At 72.2% G+C, this 15,738-nt stretch carries 13 protein-coding genes; 11 read left to right on the top strand and 2 right to left on the bottom strand.

Going from position 1 to position 15,738, the window contains the following annotated elements; translation table 11 throughout:
* Positions 1 to 54: 54 nt before the first annotated feature.
* The 3 genes from ACV7NM_RS06915 to ACV7NM_RS06905 are packed head-to-tail and all read left to right on the top strand — an operon-like array spanning position 55 to position 2,503.
* A complete protein-coding gene (locus ACV7NM_RS06915) occupies positions 55 to 957 on the top strand; it encodes a glutamate ABC transporter substrate-binding protein (RefSeq protein ID WP_463413861.1) in 903 nt (300 codons plus the stop codon).
* Between the two features lie 17 nt (positions 958 to 974).
* Positions 975 to 1,619, top strand: coding sequence for an amino acid ABC transporter permease (locus ACV7NM_RS06910; RefSeq protein WP_463409437.1), 645 nt, complete (start codon positions 975 to 977; stop codon positions 1,617 to 1,619).
* Complete coding sequence (locus ACV7NM_RS06905) at positions 1,616 to 2,503, top strand: amino acid ABC transporter permease (protein WP_463409436.1); 888 nt, start codon at positions 1,616 to 1,618, stop codon at positions 2,501 to 2,503. The genes ACV7NM_RS06910 and ACV7NM_RS06905 overlap by 4 nt, the downstream gene beginning before the upstream one ends.
* Positions 2,504 to 2,540: 37 nt before the next feature.
* Here ACV7NM_RS06905 and ACV7NM_RS06900 read toward each other — a convergent pair whose 3' ends face one another.
* Positions 2,541 to 4,139, bottom strand: a complete 1,599-nt coding sequence (locus ACV7NM_RS06900) for a CocE/NonD family hydrolase (protein ID WP_463409435.1) — start codon at positions 4,137 to 4,139, stop codon at positions 2,541 to 2,543.
* Between the two features lie 194 nt (positions 4,140 to 4,333).
* Between ACV7NM_RS06900 and murJ the strand changes: the two genes are divergently transcribed.
* A complete protein-coding gene (gene murJ / locus ACV7NM_RS06895; protein ID WP_463409434.1) occupies positions 4,334 to 6,022 on the top strand; it encodes a murein biosynthesis integral membrane protein MurJ in 1,689 nt (562 codons plus the stop codon).
* A gap of 47 nt (positions 6,023 to 6,069) precedes the next feature.
* Positions 6,070 to 7,356 carry a cytochrome P450 gene (locus ACV7NM_RS06890; protein ID WP_463409433.1) on the top strand — a complete coding sequence of 429 codons (1,287 nt, stop codon included), beginning with the start codon at positions 6,070 to 6,072 and terminating at the stop codon, positions 7,354 to 7,356.
* Here ACV7NM_RS06890 and ACV7NM_RS06885 read toward each other — a convergent pair.
* Positions 7,316 to 8,041, bottom strand: coding sequence for a hypothetical protein (locus ACV7NM_RS06885; RefSeq protein ID WP_463409432.1), 726 nt, complete (start codon positions 8,039 to 8,041; stop codon positions 7,316 to 7,318). The two genes, ACV7NM_RS06890 and ACV7NM_RS06885, sit on opposite strands and share 41 nt — an antisense overlap.
* A 113-nt stretch (positions 8,042 to 8,154) precedes the next feature.
* Between ACV7NM_RS06885 and ggt the strand changes: the two genes are divergently transcribed.
* The 6 genes from ggt (at position 8,155) to hydA (ending at position 15,733) form a co-directional block, all read left to right on the top strand.
* Complete coding sequence (ggt, locus tag ACV7NM_RS06880) at positions 8,155 to 9,957, top strand: gamma-glutamyltransferase (protein WP_463409431.1); 1,803 nt, start codon at positions 8,155 to 8,157, stop codon at positions 9,955 to 9,957.
* A gap of 31 nt (positions 9,958 to 9,988) precedes the next feature.
* Entirely contained in the window at positions 9,989 to 10,369 is a 381-nt protein-coding gene (locus tag ACV7NM_RS06875; RefSeq protein WP_463409430.1) for a PPOX class F420-dependent oxidoreductase, read from the top strand.
* A gap of 45 nt (positions 10,370 to 10,414) precedes the next feature.
* Positions 10,415 to 12,013 carry a hypothetical protein gene (locus tag ACV7NM_RS06870; RefSeq protein WP_463409429.1) on the top strand — a complete coding sequence of 533 codons (1,599 nt, stop codon included), beginning with the start codon at positions 10,415 to 10,417 and terminating at the stop codon, positions 12,011 to 12,013.
* A gap of 167 nt (positions 12,014 to 12,180) precedes the next feature.
* Positions 12,181 to 13,023: a nitrilase-related carbon-nitrogen hydrolase gene (locus tag ACV7NM_RS06865; protein WP_463409428.1), complete on the top strand. Its 843-nt coding sequence runs from the start codon at positions 12,181 to 12,183 to the stop codon at positions 13,021 to 13,023.
* The gene (locus ACV7NM_RS06860) at positions 13,020 to 14,315 is read left to right on the top strand and encodes an aspartate aminotransferase family protein (protein WP_463409427.1); all 1,296 of its coding nucleotides are present in this window, start codon (positions 13,020 to 13,022) and stop codon (positions 14,313 to 14,315) included. Before ACV7NM_RS06865 ends, ACV7NM_RS06860 begins: the two co-directional genes overlap by 4 nt.
* 17 nt (positions 14,316 to 14,332) lie before the next feature.
* On the top strand, positions 14,333 to 15,733 hold the full coding sequence (gene hydA / locus ACV7NM_RS06855) for a dihydropyrimidinase (RefSeq protein ID WP_463409426.1): 1,401 nt from the start codon (positions 14,333 to 14,335) through the stop codon (positions 15,731 to 15,733).
* Positions 15,734 to 15,738 lie beyond the last annotated feature (5 nt).

Here is a 15,738-nt window from a genome sequence, read left to right as displayed (position 1 = left end):
TCCCGCACGCCCACCCGCCCGCTCCCGGCCGCCCGTCTGTTCCTGCTCGTCCGTCTGTTCCTGCTCGGCCTGCTTCCCCTGCTCGCCCTGCTCGGCGCCGCCACCGGCTGCGGCAAGCCCGGCAGCCCCCCGGTCAAGGGGCCCCAGCCGGACGCCCTGCCCGTGTACCACGTCGCCACCGGCTTCAAGCTGCCGGACTCCCCGACCTGGAAGGACGCCGAACGCCGCGGCCACCTCGTCGTCGGGGTCAAGGAGGACCAGCCCTACCTCGGCGAGAAGGACCCCTCCAGCGGCCGTTACTCCGGTTTCGACATCGAGATCGCCAAGATGATGTCGGCCTCCCTCGGTTTCGACCCCAAGACCACCGAGTTCAAGACCATCGCCTCCGCCAACCGTGAGACCGCCCTCCAGAACGGCCAGATCGACTTCTACGTCGGCACCTACACGATCAACGCCAACCGCAAGAAACAGGTCGGCTTCGCGGGCCCCTACTTCATGGCCGGCCAGTCGCTCCTCGTCCGCAAGAACGAGAAGGACATCAAGGGCCCCGACGACCTCGCCGGCAAGAAGGTCTGCTCCGCCTCCGGCTCCACCCCCTACCAGCGCCTGGAGCGCGAGTACCCCCAGGCGGTGCTCGTCGCCTACGACACGTACTCCGCGTGCGTGGACAACCTGCTCACCTACCAGGTCGACGCCGTCTCCACGGACGACTCGATCCTCCTCGGCTACGCCGCCAAGGTCCCCGAAGAGCTCAAGGTCGTCGGAAAGCCCTTCTCCGAGGAGCCCTACGGCATCGGCGTCCCCCGCGACGACAACGCGCTGCGCTTCGCCCTCGACGACGCCCTCGCGCAGAACGAGAAGAACGGGAACTGGAAGAAGGCGTACGCCGCCACGCTCGGCCTCTCCGGCGTACCGGCTCCGCAACCGCCCGCCATCGACCGCTACCCGGCGGGCTGAGGGGAGAGCACACCGCCATGGACGTACTGACCCAGAACTTCTCGATCTACGCCAAGGGTTTCCTCGGGACCCTCGAACTCACCGTCTACGCCTCCCTCCTCGCCCTCGCGCTCGGCTTCGTGATGGCCTCCTTCCGGGTCGCCCCCATCGGATCGCTGCGCGTCTTCGGCACCGTCTGGGTGACCGTGCTGCGCAACACCCCGCTCACCCTGCTGTTCTTCGCCGTCCTGCTCGGCCTGCCCCGCTTCGGGGTGACCCTTCCCTTCGAGCTGTTCGCCGTGCTCGCGCTCGGCTGCTACACCTCCGCCTTCATCTGCGAGGTACTGCGCTCGGGCATCAACACCGTGCCCAAGGGCCAGGGCGAGGCGGCTCGCAGCCTCGGGATGTCCTTCACCCAGACCCTGGGCGGCGTGGTGTTGCCCCAGGCCTTCCGCTCCGTCATCCCGCCGATCGGCTCCACCCTGATCGCCCTCGCCAAGAACTCCGCGATCGCGGGCGCGTTCAGCGTCACCGAGCTGCTGGGCACCTACAAACCCCTGAGCGAACTCGGCTACAACATCGTCTGGACGTTCGTCTGGATCGCCATCGGCTACCTGATCATCACCTTGTCCATCAGCGCGCTGTTCAACGTGCTGGAGAAGCGCTGGGGAGTCGTGCGATGACCGCCCACTCGCTGTACGGGGACACGCAGTCCACCGCCCTCTACGACGTCCCGGGCCCGCAGGCGCGGCGCCGGCACCTCCTCTACGGGGTCCTCTCGACCGTGCTGATCCTGGCCCTGCTGGGCTGGATCGTCTACCTGCTCTTCGACACCGGGCAGTTCAGCGCCGCCAAATGGACGCCCTTCGAGTACGAGGGCATCCAGGAGCTGCTGCTCACGGGCCTCGGCAACACCCTCAAGGCCTTCGCCTACGCCTCGGTGCTCTCGCTCGCGCTGGGAGCCGTGCTCGCCACCGGACGGCTCTCCGTCCACCGCCCGGTGCGCCTGGTGGCCACCGTGTTCGTGGAGTTCTTCCGGGCGATGCCCGTCCTCGTGATGATCTTCTTCATCTTCGTCGCCCTCCAAGTGCAGCCCCTGCCCGCCCTGGTCGCCGGGCTGACCCTGTACAACGGCTCGGTGCTGGCCGAGGTCTTCCGGACGGGTGTCAACGCGGTGGAGAAGGGCCAGCGGGAAGCCGCCTACGCCCTGGGCATGCGCAAGACGCAGGTGATGAGCCACGTGCTCGCGCCACAGGCGGTCCGGGCGATGCTCCCCGCGATCATCAGCCAGCTGGTCGTGGCCCTCAAGGACACCTCGCTGGGATTCCTGATCACCTACGAGGAGTTCCTGCACGCCGGGAAGCTGATCGCCTCGAACCTGGACTACGACCTGCCCTTCATCCCGGTGGTGCTGGTCATCTCACCGGTCTACATCGGGATGTGCATGCTGCTGTCCTGGTTCGCGACCTGGGTGGCCGGACGCGAGCGCCGCAGCCCCAAGACCGAGGCGGTCGACATCGCCCCCGCCGACCCGGGCACGCTGCTGCCGGGCACGCCGCTCCGGTAACCCCCCCGGAACCGGCCCGGCCGGCAGCAGCCGCGGATCACTGCTCGCGCAGCGGCACCGAGACGTACGAGGGATCGGTGCGCGGCGAGGAGAAGGTCAGCTGCGCGCCGGCCGGGTTGTGTTCGATGTACAGCGGGTCCACGGTGTCGACGACGACGGCGAGCCGGTGGCCGGCGGGTACGTCGTAGGCGGTGGAGAAGAGGTCCAGGTCCACCCCGAAGGCCTTGCCGGGGGTCTTGCCGTGGAAGGTGTACGGGGCGTTGGTGACCAGCTTGCCGATGCCCAGGGGGCCGACGTCGTACAGGTACGCGACGAAGGTGCCGTCCCCGGCGCTGGGGGTGACGGTGGTGTGCAGTTTCACGGTTCCCCGTACGCGCCGGTCGGCGCCGTAGCGCTCCGACTGCCAGACGGCGGCGAAGGCGCGCGGGAGCAGCGGGATCGAGGCTACCGGGGGCGCCTTGGCGAGCTGGTCGAGGACGCTGGAGAGGAAGACGATCCCGCCGTCGGCGCCGGAGTCGACGTTGGCCCGGATGTGCTCGCTGTCGGCGAGGGCGAGCTTCTCGGAGCCGCCGGAGCCGACCGACTTCCAGTCGGCGTAGCCCTCGTAGCCGCTGTCGCCGCGGGACTTGATCTGTACGGGGGCCTCGGTGTCGACGCCGTTGCGCTCACCCTTGAGGTAGCGGTCGAACCAGCGGTGGGCGTTGGTCCAGGTGTCGTTGGGCAGTCCGAACAGGCCGGTGGCCTCGGCGGTGGCGTGGTCGCCCGGGCGGAACTCCAGGCGCTTGGGTCCGGTCAGCTTCTCGAAGAAGTCCGCGTACTGGTTGGGCGGGAAGATGGTGTCGCCCCAGGCGTTGCCCATCATCACGGCCGGGTGGTTCGCGTTGATCCGGTCGACCTGGTAGGCGGCCGAGCGGACCTTGCCCCATTCGATCATCTGCGGTTCGCGGTCGAGCCGCGACCCGAGGAAGTCGCCCAGGATGCCCTGGAGTTCGGGGCCGGGGCGGCCGGTGAGATAGCCGGCGCCGCCGAGCAGCGCGGCGGCCTGGAGGTGCTGGGTGCGGCCGGAGTAGATGGACTCCACGATGTCGGCCCAGCCGCTGAGCGCCACCACGGCCTTGATCCGCGGGTCGTGCGCGGAGGCCAGCAGGCTGATGCCGGCCCCGTACGAGACCCCGCCCAGGCCGATGTGCCCGGCGTCGGCCGGGGTGTGGGCCAGGGCCCAGTCGATGACGGCCGAGACGTCGGCGACGTCGGGCGGTCCCGCGACCTCGATCTGTCCTCCGGAGAGCCAGAAGCCGCGGGAGGTGTAGCTGACGACGACGTAACCGGAGTCGGCCAGCTGCTTGGCCTGGGCGATGTATTCGATCTGCGGCAGGCCCCAGCTGGTGGGGAGCACGATCAGCGGGTAGGTCCGGCCGCTCTGGGCGCCGGCCGGGGTGAAGACGTTGCCCTTGAGGGTGATCCCGCCGGAGCCGGGGATGTCGTGGAAGCGCAGCTCCGACGAGGGGGAGGTGGCGGAGCCGGCAACGGTGGACGTGTTCGTGGTCGCCGCCTGGGCCTGGTGGGGGGCCAGGCCCAGGGCGGCTGTGGCCAGCAGGGCCGCCACCGCTGCTGCGGTGCTGGTGGTGCGGGGCATCGATGCTCCTCGCGTGCGCCGGTGACAAAGTGTGCCGACGGTAACGGGAGCGGCTTACCGTAGGTAACCCGTGGGTAAGTTACGTACGGGTAACGATTGACTTCGTGTCAACAGTGACCCCGGGTTACCCTCGTCGCCGATCGACGACGAAGCGGGGAACCCCTGATGGACCAGTACGCCGACAGGAGCGGCCGGTGACGGCCGCCGGGTCGCCGGCCCTCGCCCGACACCGCGACGACGCACCCCTCAAGACCCCGGGGCGACAGGCGTCGGTGCGACGCAGCGGCGCCCTGATGGCAGCCGGCTCGATCGTCTCCCGCGCCACCGGCTTCGTCCGCTCCGCCGTCGTCCTCGCGGCCCTGGGCACCCAGATCCGCGGCGACAGCTACGCCGTGGCCAACACCGTCCCCAACATCCTCTACATGCTGCTGATCGGCGGCGCGCTCAACGCCGTCTTCGTGCCCGAACTGGTCAGGGCCGCCCGTGAGGACCCGGACGGCGGGACCGCGTACACCGACCGGCTGCTCACCGCCTGTACCGTCGCGCTCCTCGCGTTGACCGCCGTGGCCGTCCTGGCGGCCCCGGCGATCATCTCGGCGTACACGCCCTCCGCGTACACGCCGACCGAGGTGGACACCACCGTGGCCCTGGCCCGGTTCTGCCTGCCGCAGATATTCTTCTACGGGATGTTCACCCTGCTCGGCCAAGTGCTGAACGCGCGGGGGAAGTTCGGGGCGATGATGTGGACGCCGGTCCTCAACAACCTCGTGATCATTGCGGTGTTCGGGCTCTTCCTCGCCTTCTCGCACAGCGGGGGCGCGGGCCTCACCTCCGGCGAGACCCGGCTGTTCGGCATCGGCACCACCGCGGGCATCGTCGTCCAGGCCCTCGCCCTGATCCCGTCCCTGCGCTCCGCCGGCTTCCGCTGGCGCCCGCGCTTCGACTGGCGCGGCAGCGGCCTCGCCCGCCCCCTGCGCAACGCCGGATGGCTGGTCCTGCTGGTACTCGCCAACCAGTTCGCCTACTGGGTCGTGACCCGGCTCTCCACCACCGCGGGGAAACTCGCCGAAGGCGCCGGTGTCGCGGGCGGCGCCGGCTACGTCGCCTACACCAACGCCTACCAGCTGTGGATCGTCCCGCAGGGCATCGTCACCGTCTCCCTGATCACCGCCCTGATGCCCCGCATGAGTTCCGCCGCGGCCTCGGGCGACCTCGGCGCCGTCCGCAACGACGTCTCCTACGCCCTGCGCACCGGCGCCGCGCTCATCGTGCCCGCCGCCGCGCTGTTCGCGGCGCTCGCGCCCTGGCTGACGGCCTGCGTCTTCCAGTACGGAGAGGTCAAGGCCGCCGACGCCGAGGTGATGGCGGGGATACTCGTCGCGTTCGCCCCCGGCCTGATCGCCTTCTGTGCCCAGTACGTCCTCTCGCGCGGCTTCTACGCGCTCTGCGACACCCGGACCCCGTTCCTGCTGAACCTGGTCATCGTCGCCCTCAACGCCGCCCTCTCCTACGCCGCCTACGAACTGCTGCCCCTGCGCTGGATCGTGACCGGCATGGCCGCCGCCTCGTCGGTGGCCTTCACCGCGGGCGCCGCGGTCACCGCCCTCGTCCTCGCCCGACGGCTCGGCCCGCGCATCCCGGGCCGTGCCGGGCGAAACGTCACGGCGGCCGGTACACACCTGCGGCTGCTGGCGGCGTGCCTGCCCGCGGCAGCCGCCGGATACGCCGCCGCCCGCGCCTGCGAGGCAGCCGGCCGGTTCGCCGCCACCGGCGCGGGGACCGCGGTGCTCGCCCTCGTCGTCCTCCTCCTGGCCAAGCCCCTGCGCCTGACGGAAATCACCGCCCTGACGGCGGCCCTGCGCCGCGGACGGCGGGAGAGGTAGCCCGCGCCCCCTTGCGGGGAAGGGGCGCGGACGACACCGTAGGCGCCATGACCGACGCCCCCGCACGCGGCGGCGACGACGTTCCGGACGTCTTCGACCCCCGCCTCTACGCCGCGGGCATCCCGCACGAGCGCTACCGGGTACTGCGCGAGCGGCACCCGGTGGCGTGGCAGCCCGAGCCGGAGGTCCTGGGCTGGCCCGCCGGCCCAGGGTTCTGGGCCGTCACCCGACACGCCGACACCGTACGGGTCCTGCGCGACCACGCCACGTACTCCTCCTGGCTGGGCGCCACCCAGATCCGCGACCCCGACCCGGCCGACCTGCCGTTCCTGCGGCGCACCATGCTCAACCAGGACCCGCGCCGCAGCGCAGGCGACCACGGACGGTTGCGCCGGCTCGTCGCCCGGGCCTTCACCCCCGCCCGGGTCGACGCCTTCGCCGACCGCGTGCGCGCCCGCGCCCGGGCACTGCTGCGCGCCGCCCGGGACGGGGCCGTGGACGGCGCGACCGATGTCGTCACCGCGGTCACCGACGAGTACGCCCTGCTCAACCTGACCGACCTGCTGGGCGTCCCGGCGGCGGACCGGGGCCTGCTGCTCGACTGGACCGTACGGGTCATCGGCTACCAGGACCCCGAGGACACGCCCGAGCCGCGGCTCGGCCCCGACGGGAAACCGCTCAACCCCCGCTCCCCGGCACTGCTCGGCGAGATGTTCGACTACGCCCGCGAACTGGCCGCGCACAAACGGGCCCGTCCCGGCGGGGACGTGATGACGGCCCTCGCCGAAGCGGGCCTGGCCCCGGGCGAGTTGGAGATGTTCTTCTTCCTGCTGACCGTGGCCGGCAACGATACGGTGCGCGGCGCGGCGCCCGGCGGCCTGCTCGCCCTGGCCGGCGCCCCGGACGCCTACCGTCGACTGGCCCGAGGCGAAGTGCCCACGGAGCGCGCGGTGGAGGAACTCCTGCGCGTCCACCCGCCGGTGTTGAGCTTTCGCCGCACCGCGGCCGTCGACACCGTACTCGCCGGGCAGCCGATCCGCGCCGGTGACAAGGTGGTGGTCTTCCACGCCTCCGCCAACCACGACGAGCGGGTCTTTCGCGCACCCGAGCGCCTCGACCTCGACCGGTCGCCCAATCCGCACGTCTCCTTCGGCGACGGCCCGCACGTCTGCCTGGGCGCCCACTTCGCCCGGCTCCAACTGCGGACCTTCTACGAACAGTGGCGCGAACTGATGCCCGCTCCCGAACCGGCGGGACCGCCAAGACGGTTGGTGTCCAACTTCATCAACGGGATCACGCGACTGCCGCTGCGGGTGTCCGCGCCGCGCGCGTGACATCGGCCAGCAGTTCGACCACGTCCGGGCCGTAGGCGTCGGAGTTGATCACCTTCAGTACCACGCAGAAGGAGTCGTTGCCGTACTTGCGGGCCAGTGCCTGGTGGTGGCGGGCCAGGTACCGCGCCCCCGCCTGGTTGCTGATCGCGGTCTGCCCGGAGATCAGGAACACCGGCCGGGTCCCCGGCCCCGTCGTCAGTCGGGCCAGCAGCACGTGGTCCACTCGGCCCTTGTCCCAGCGGAACGTCTCCTCGCCGACCCGGATCGCCCCCCGGTCGGGGCCCGCCTCGGTGGAGTGGTCGACCAGCACGCCCGGCAGCATGGAGGACAGGTGCGCGGCCGTGCGCGCGTTGGAGACCGGGCCGCCCACACAGAACTCGGCCCGCTCCCCGAAACCCTGGCGGGCCGTGTCGTGGGAGACGATCCGCAGGTTGGCCGCGCAGTCCTTGATCAGCGCGGATATCTCCAGCAGCGCGAAGGCGTCGTTGCGGTGCACCGACCCCTCCGTGCCGCCCATCTGCCGGTTGACCACGAACACGCAGTCCGAGCCGGTGGGCAGACCGAAGAAGGCCTGTTTGCGGCGCAGTGTGCGGCGCCACAGGTACGTCCGGGAGAACCAGCCGAAGCCGCCGCTGATGGCGGTGGCCACCACTCCGAGCACGATGTTGCGCACGTCGTCGTTCATGGCGCGGATGTTAACCCGCCCCGGGCGGTCCTGACGTGGGGGGTGCGGTGAAGCTACAGTGCCGGACCGGGCCCGTCACAGGGGATCTGACGGGCTGTCGACTGGAGGTACGGATGCGTCGTCCCACCGCACGTCAGTTCGCGCTCGTCGCCCTCGCCGGGGCGCTGGTGTCCACCGGAGCCGCCGCCCCGCCGTCGGCGGCGGCCGGCGCTCCCCCGAAGGTCCCGGTCGCCGTCGGCTACGGCGGGGCCGTCGCCAGCGTCGACGCCGACGCCTCGGCGGCCGGCATCGCGGTGCTCCGCTCGGGTGGCAACGCCGTGGACGCCGCGGTCGCCACCGCCGCCGCGCTCGGGGTCACCGAGCCGTACTCCGCCGGGGTCGGCGGCGGCGGTTACCTCGTCTTCTACGACGCCGCCTCCCACCGGGTGGAGACCATCGACGGGCGCGAGACCGCCCCGGCGACCGCCACCGCCACCCTGTTCCAGGAGAACGGCGTCCCCATCCCCTTCGCCGAGGGCCAGACCAGCGGTCGCGGTGTCGGCGTCCCCGGCACCCCGGCGACCTGGAAGAGCGCCCTGGACGCCTGGGGCACCCGGCCACTGGGGCAGCTCCTGAAGCCCGCCGAGAAACTCGCCCGGGACGGATTCACCGTCGACGCCACCTTCCGGGCGCAGACCGAGCTCAACCAGGACCGCTTCAAGGACTTCCCGGACACGGCGAAGCTGTTCCTGCCGGGCGGGGCGCTGCCGGTCGTCGGCTCCACCTTCAAGAACCCGGACCTGGCGGCCACGTACGCCGAACTCGGCCGCAAGGGCGCCGGCGCCGTCTACCGGGGCCCGCTCGCCGAGGACATCGTCCGCGCCGTCCGCAAGCCCCCCGTGAGCCCGGCCGCCACCCGCACCGTCCGCCCCGGCGACCTGAGCACCGAGGACCTGCGGGCCTACGCGACCAAGCGCCAGGCCCCCACCCAGGTGCGCTACCGGGGCCTCGACGTCTACAGCATGGCCCCCTCCTCCTCCGGCGGAACCACCGTCGCCGAGGCGCTGAACATCCTGGAGGGCACCGACCTGCGGGGTCTGTCCGAAACGCAGTACCTGCACCGCTTCATCGAGGCTTCGCGGATCTCCTTCGCCGACCGGGGCCGCTGGGTCGGTGACCCGGCCGCCGAGCAGGTCCCCACCCGCGAGCTGCTCTCCCAGCGGTACGCCGACAGCCGCGCCTGCCTGATCACACCGGACCGGGCCCTCACCAGCCCGCTCGCCCCCGGCGACCCGCGCCACCCGGCCCCCTGCGCCGCTTCGGGGCCGGCCGCGCCCACCACGTACGAGGGTGAGAACACCACCCACCTCACGGTCGCCGACCGCTGGGGCAACGTGGTGTCCTACACGCTGACCATCGAATCCACCGGCGGCAGCGCCATCACCGTCCCGGGCCGCGGCTTCCTGCTCAACAACGAACTGACCGACTTCTCCTTCGCGCCCGCCACCCCCGGCGTCCCCGACCCGAACCTGCCCGGCCCCGGCAAGCGGCCGCGTTCGTCCATCTCGCCGACCATCGTCCTGCGGAACGGGAGCCCGGTGCTCGCCGTCGGCTCCCCGGGCGGCGCCACCATCATCACCACCGTGCTCCAGACCCTGCTCGGGCACCTTGACCGGGGCCTGCCGCTGGTCGACGCCATCGCCGCGCCGCGCGCCAGCCAGCGCAACCAGAGCTCCACCGAGCTGGAACCGGGCCTGTGGAACAGCCCGGTCCGCGCGCGGTTGGAGGCGCTCGGCCACGTCTTCCGGCAGAACCCGGAGATCGGCGCCGCCACCGGTGTCCAGCGCCTCCCGGACGGCCGCTGGCTGGCCGCGGCCGAGCCCACCCGCCGGGGCGGGGGATCGGCGATGGTCGTGCACCCGCACGGGCGCCCGTAGGGACGTCGACGCCAGGGCCTAAGGTCGGGGCATGACCGTTGAGGAGCTCGGCCGGGGCAAGTACGTCAGTCTGACCACCTTCCGCAAGGACGGCACCCCCGTCGCCACCCCCGTGTGGGCGGTGGCCGACGGGGGCGAGCTGTACGTGTGGACGCGCAGCGACTCGTGGAAGGTCAAGCGCATCCGCAACAACGGGCGGGTCACCGTGTCCCCCTGCGATGTGCGCGGACGCGTTCCGCGGGACGCGGTCGCCGTGGAGGGGCGGGCGCGGTTGCTGGACGAGACCGGGCTGCGGCGGGTGCGCAAGCTGATGTCGCACAAGTACACCTGGCAGTTCTGGGTGGTGGACGTGCCGGCCGCGCTGGCGCGGCGCGGCAAGCGGCCGCACACCGCTATCGCCGTCAAGCTTTGAGATTCCCGTAGCCCGCCCGTAACACGCGTGGGGTCCAATGCGGGCATGGACACGGCGACTTCGCTGCTGATGGGTCAACTCGCTGAATACTTACGCGGGTTGACGCGCAGACTGGACCCCGGATCGGGCTGGTACGGGGAGTTCCTGCGGCGGGACCCGGAGGGGATGCGGGCCTGCCTGGACGGCGCCGCGATCCCGCCCCGGGACGTGTTGGAGTCGTTGCTGGGGGACGCGGCGGCCACGGCGGGGGAGGTGCGGTACGCCGCCGGGCTGCGGGACGCGGCGGCCGCCGCGTGGGACCGGGCGCCGGGCGGCGCGCGGGAGTTGCGGGAGCTGCTGGCCCGGGCCGCCGAGCAGCGGGTGGCGGCGGAGGCGGCCCTGGCGAGCCTGACGGAGCGGCCGGACGGGGCCACGGACGCTGCGCGGGAGCAGGAGCGGGCGTGGCTCCGGGACGACGCGGCCCGCGCGGCGGCCCGCCGGCGGGACCTGACGGCCCGCCTCTCGGCGCTGCCGGTGGAGACGGCGCCGCCCTCGCGGGTCCCGGGGCCCCGGCGCGAGGGCGCGACCACCCGCCCGATGGCGAAGCCGCCCGAGGCGTTCCCGGGGGCGGGGGAGCCCGGCGGCGAGGGCCCGGCCGGCGACCTCGCGGTGCATCCGCCGGAGTCGGGCCCGGGGTTACCGGAGCCCCGGTACGAGGGCCCGACGGCCGGTCCCGGGGTACGACCACCGGAGCCGCCGGCCGGGCAGCCGCCGGCCGGGCAGCCGCCGGCCGGGCAGCCGCCGGCCGGGGTGCCGCTCGGGCGGGCCGGGGGGCGGTGGTTGCGGGGTGGGCGGCGTACCGGGGGCGCCCGGTACGCGGGGGCGCCGGCCGGGGAAGCGCCGCCGTCGCTGCCGGACGCGGCGCCCCGGGCCCCGGAGCGCACTCCCCGTGGCGCCCGCTTCGCCCACCTCGTCCCCGTGAGCGCGGCGCCGGATGCCGACCCGCCCGAGCACCCCGGCGTCGAACCGACGGCCCCGCCGCGGCCCGGACCCGGCGCGCCGGAACCAGCCGTGGGGCCGGCCGGCCCCACCGCGGACCCGACCGCGGACCCGACCGCGGGGTCCGGAGTCACCGCCCTGCCGCCGCAGGTGCCGCGGACCGTGGCCCGGCTCCTCGGGCTCCGGGCGCAGGGCCGCGGGGGAGAGGCGCACGCGCTGCTCTGCGAGGCCGCCGGGTGGCCCGCGCCGCTGCTCCCGGAGTTCGCCGCCGAGCTGGGCCGCGCCGGGCTCGGCGCGGACTGGGCGACCCTGCTCTGGGAGGCGGCCTCGCTCCCGCCCGATCGGCTCGCCGCCGCCGCGGCCGCGCTCGGGGAGGCCGGACGGGTCGGCGACAGCGACGCGCTGCTGCGCCAGGGCGCCGGTCGCCCCACCGCCGAGGTCGCCGAGGCGGCCCTACTCCTCGGCGCCGGCGGGCGCGAGCGGGAGGCCGACGCGCTGCTCTCCGCCTTCGTCCGGCTGCGCACCGCCGAGGAGGCCGCCGCCCTGGCGCGGCGGGACCCGCACTGGTTCGCCCCGCGTCTGCTCCGCGCGGCCTCCGCGCTCGCCGGGGGCAAACACCGCGACCTGTCCCACGCCCTTCGCGTGGCGGGGATCGCCCTGCCCTGAACCGCCCGCCTTCTGATCACAAACGATCACGTATCGACCTAACATGATCGACTACTCCAACAGCGCACGGCGCTCTTGCCCCACGCTGTGGCGAGGCCTACGTTCTACTCCCTACGGACACCGTCTACGGGCGTAGAAGTCGGCGTCCCGTCGCGAGGAGGCAGCTCATGGCCCAAGTCGTCCGCGCCGCTCTGGTCCAGGCCACCTGGACCGGAGACACCGAATCTATGATCGCCAAGCACGAGGAGCACGCCCGGCGGGCCGCCGCCCAGGGCGCGAAGATCATCGGCTTCCAGGAAGTCTTCAACGCCCCGTACTTCTGCCAGGTACAGGACCCCGAGCACTACCGCTGGGCCGAGCCCGTCCCCGACGGCCCCACCGTCCGCAGGATGCGGGACCTGGCCCGCGAGACCGGCATGGTGATCGTGGTCCCGGTCTTCGAGCTGGAGTCCGAGGGCTTCTACTACAACACCGCCGCCGTCATCGACGCCGACGGCAGTTACCTCGGGAAGTACCGCAAACACCACATCCCGCAGGTCAAGGGCTTCTGGGAGAAGTACTACTTCCGGCCGGGCAACCTCGGCTGGCCCGTCTTCGACACCGCGGTCGGCCGCGTCGGCGTCTACATCTGCTACGACCGGCACTTCCCTGAAGGCTGGCGCCAACTCGGTCTTGCCGGAGCTCAGTTGGTGTACAACCCGTCCGCCACCCACCGCGGCCTGTCCGCCTACCTCTGGCAGTTGGAACAGCCCGCCGCGGCCGTCGCGAACGAGTACTTCATCGCGGCCATCAACCGCATCGGCCAGGAGGAGTACGGCGACAACGACTTCTACGGCTCCAGCTACTTCGTCGATCCCCGCGGCCAGTTCGTCGGAGAGGCGGCGAGCGACAAGGAGGAGGAACTCCTCGTCCGCGACCTCGACTTCGACCTGATCAAGGAAGTCCGCGACCAGTGGGCCTTCTACCGCGACCGCCGCCCCGACGCCTACGGAGGACTCGTACAGCCGTGAGCAACCCGATCCCCCTGCACAGCCGCCACCACGCCGTCCTCCCGGACTGGCTCACGCTCTACTACGAGCGCCCCATCGAACTCACCCACGGCGAGGGCCGCCACGTCTGGGACGCCGACGGCAACCGCTACCTCGACTTCTTCGGCGGCATCCTCACCACGATGACCGCCCACGCCCTGCCCGAGGTCACCAAGGCCGTCACCGAACAGGCCGGGCGGATCATCCACTCCTCCACCCTGTACCTGAACCGACCCATGGTCGAGTTGGCCGAGCGGGTCGCCGCCCTCTCCGGCATCCCCGACGCCCGGGTCTTCTTCACCACCTCCGGCACCGAGGCCAACGACACCGCCCTGCTGCTCGCGACGACGTACCGCCGCTCCAACCAGATCCTGGCGATGCGCAACAGCTACCACGGGCGCTCGTTCTCCACCGTCTCCATCACCGGCAACCGCGGCTGGTCCCCGACCAGCCTTTCGCCACTCCAGACGTACTACGTCCACGGCGCGGTCCGCACCCGCGGTCCCTTCGCCCACCTCGGCGACGCCGCGTTCACCGAGGCGGCCGTCGCCGACCTGGAAGACGTACTGGGCCAGGCCCGCGGTGGGGTGGCCGCCCTGATCGCCGAACCCATCCAGGGAGTCGGCGGGTTCACCTCCCCGCCCGACGGCCTCTACGGCGAGTTCCGCGAGGTCCTGGACCGGCACGGCATCCTCTGGATCAGCGACGAGGTGCAGACCGGCTGGGGCCGCACCGGCGAACACTTCTGGGGCTGGCAGGCCCACGCCCAGAACGGCCCGCCGGACATCCTCACCTTCGCCAAGGGCATCGGCAACGGCATGTCCATCGGCGGCGTCGTGGCCCGCTCCGAGGTGATGAACTGCCTCGACTCGAACTCGATCTCCACCTTCGGCGGCTCCCCGGTCACCATGGCGGCCGGCGTCGCGAACCTCGGGTACCTGCTGGAGCACGACCTCCAGGGCAACGCCCGCCGCGTCGGCGGTCTGCTCCTGGAGCGGCTCCGGGCCGTCGCCGCCGCCGTGCCCGCGGTACGGGAGGTACGCGGCCGGGGCCTGATGGCCGCCCTGGAGCTGACGAAGCCGGGCACCGACACGGCCGACCCCGAAGCGGCCGCCGCCGTACTGGAGGCCGCCCGCGCCGGAGGCCTGCTGCTCGGCAAGGGCGGCGGCCACAACACCAGCGTGCTGCGCATCGCGCCGCCGCTCTCCCTCACCGTCGCGGAGGCGGAAGAGGGCGCCGAGATCCTCGAACAGGCCCTGCGGAGCCTGAACTAGCAGCGAGGGAAACGTACATGAGCACCCGCACCCTGATCAGCGGCGGACTCGTCGTCACGGCCGCCGACGAACTGCACGCCGACATCCTGATCGAGAACGGCCGGGTCGTCGCCCTCGCGGCCCACGGTTCGCAGGTCGCCGACGGCTGGACGGCGGACCGCACGATCGACGCGAGCGGGAAGTACGTCATCCCCGGCGGCGTCGACGCCCACACCCACATGGAGCTTCCCTTCGGCGGCACCGCCGCCTCGGACACCTTCGAGACGGGCACCAGGGCGGCCGCCTGGGGCGGCACCACCACCATCGTCGACTTCGCCGTGCAGAGCGTGGGCCGCTCCCTGCGCGCCGGGCTCGACACCTGGTACGACAAGGCCGACGGTCGGTGCGCGATCGACTACGCCTTCCACATGATCCTCTCCGACGTCAACGAGGGCACCCTCAAGGAGATGGACCACCTCGTCGGCGAAGGCGTCACGTCCTTCAAGCTGTTCATGGCCTACCCGGGGGTCTTCTACAGCGACGACGGGCAGATCCTGCGCGCGATGCAGCGGGCGTCGGGCAACGGCGGACTGATCATGATGCACGCCGAGAACGGCATCGCGATCGACGTCCTCGTCGAACAGGCCCTGGCGCGCGGCGAGACGGACCCCCGCCACCACGGCGAGGTCCGCAAGGTGCTCCTCGAAGCCGAGGCCACCCACCGCGCCATCCAACTCGCCCGGGTGGCCGGCTCCCCGCTGTACGTCGTCCACGTCTCGGCGCAGGAGGCGGTCGCCGAGCTGGCCGCCGCCCGCGACAAGGGGCTCCCCGTGTTCGGGGAGACCTGCCCGCAGTACCTGTTCCTGTCCACCGACAACCTCGCGGAGCCCGACTTCCAGGGCGCCAAGTACGTCTGCTCCACACCCCTGAGGCCCCGCGAGCACCAGGCCGCGCTGTGGCGGGGCCTGCGCACCAACGACCTCCAGGTGGTCTCCACCGACCACTGCCCCTTCTGCTTCCGCGGCCAGAAGGAGCTCGGCCGCGGCGACTTCTCGAAGATCCCCAACGGCCTGCCCGGGGTGGAGAACCGTATGGACCTCCTCCACCAGGCCGTCCTCGACGGGCACATCACCCGCCGGCGCTGGATCGAGATCGCCTGCGCGACCCCGGCCCGGATGTTCGGCCTCTACCCCAAGAAGGGCACCATCGCGCCGGGCTCCGACGCCGACATCGTCCTCTACGATCCGCAGGCCGAGCAGGTCATCTCCGCCGAGACGCACCACATGAACGTGGACTACTCGGCGTACGAGGGCAAGCGGATCACCGGGCGCGTCGACACGGTGCTCTCGCGCGGGGAACTCGTCATCGACCGGCGGGAGTACACCGGCCGGGCCGGTCACGGGGCCTTCGTCCCCCGCTCGACCTGCCAGTACCTGTAAGGAGC

It is taken from the genome of Streptomyces sp. Tek67B01, from assembly GCF_055231995.1.
Note: the sequence above shows the minus strand (reverse complement) of the source record. Positions and strands in the feature narration are given on the sequence as shown.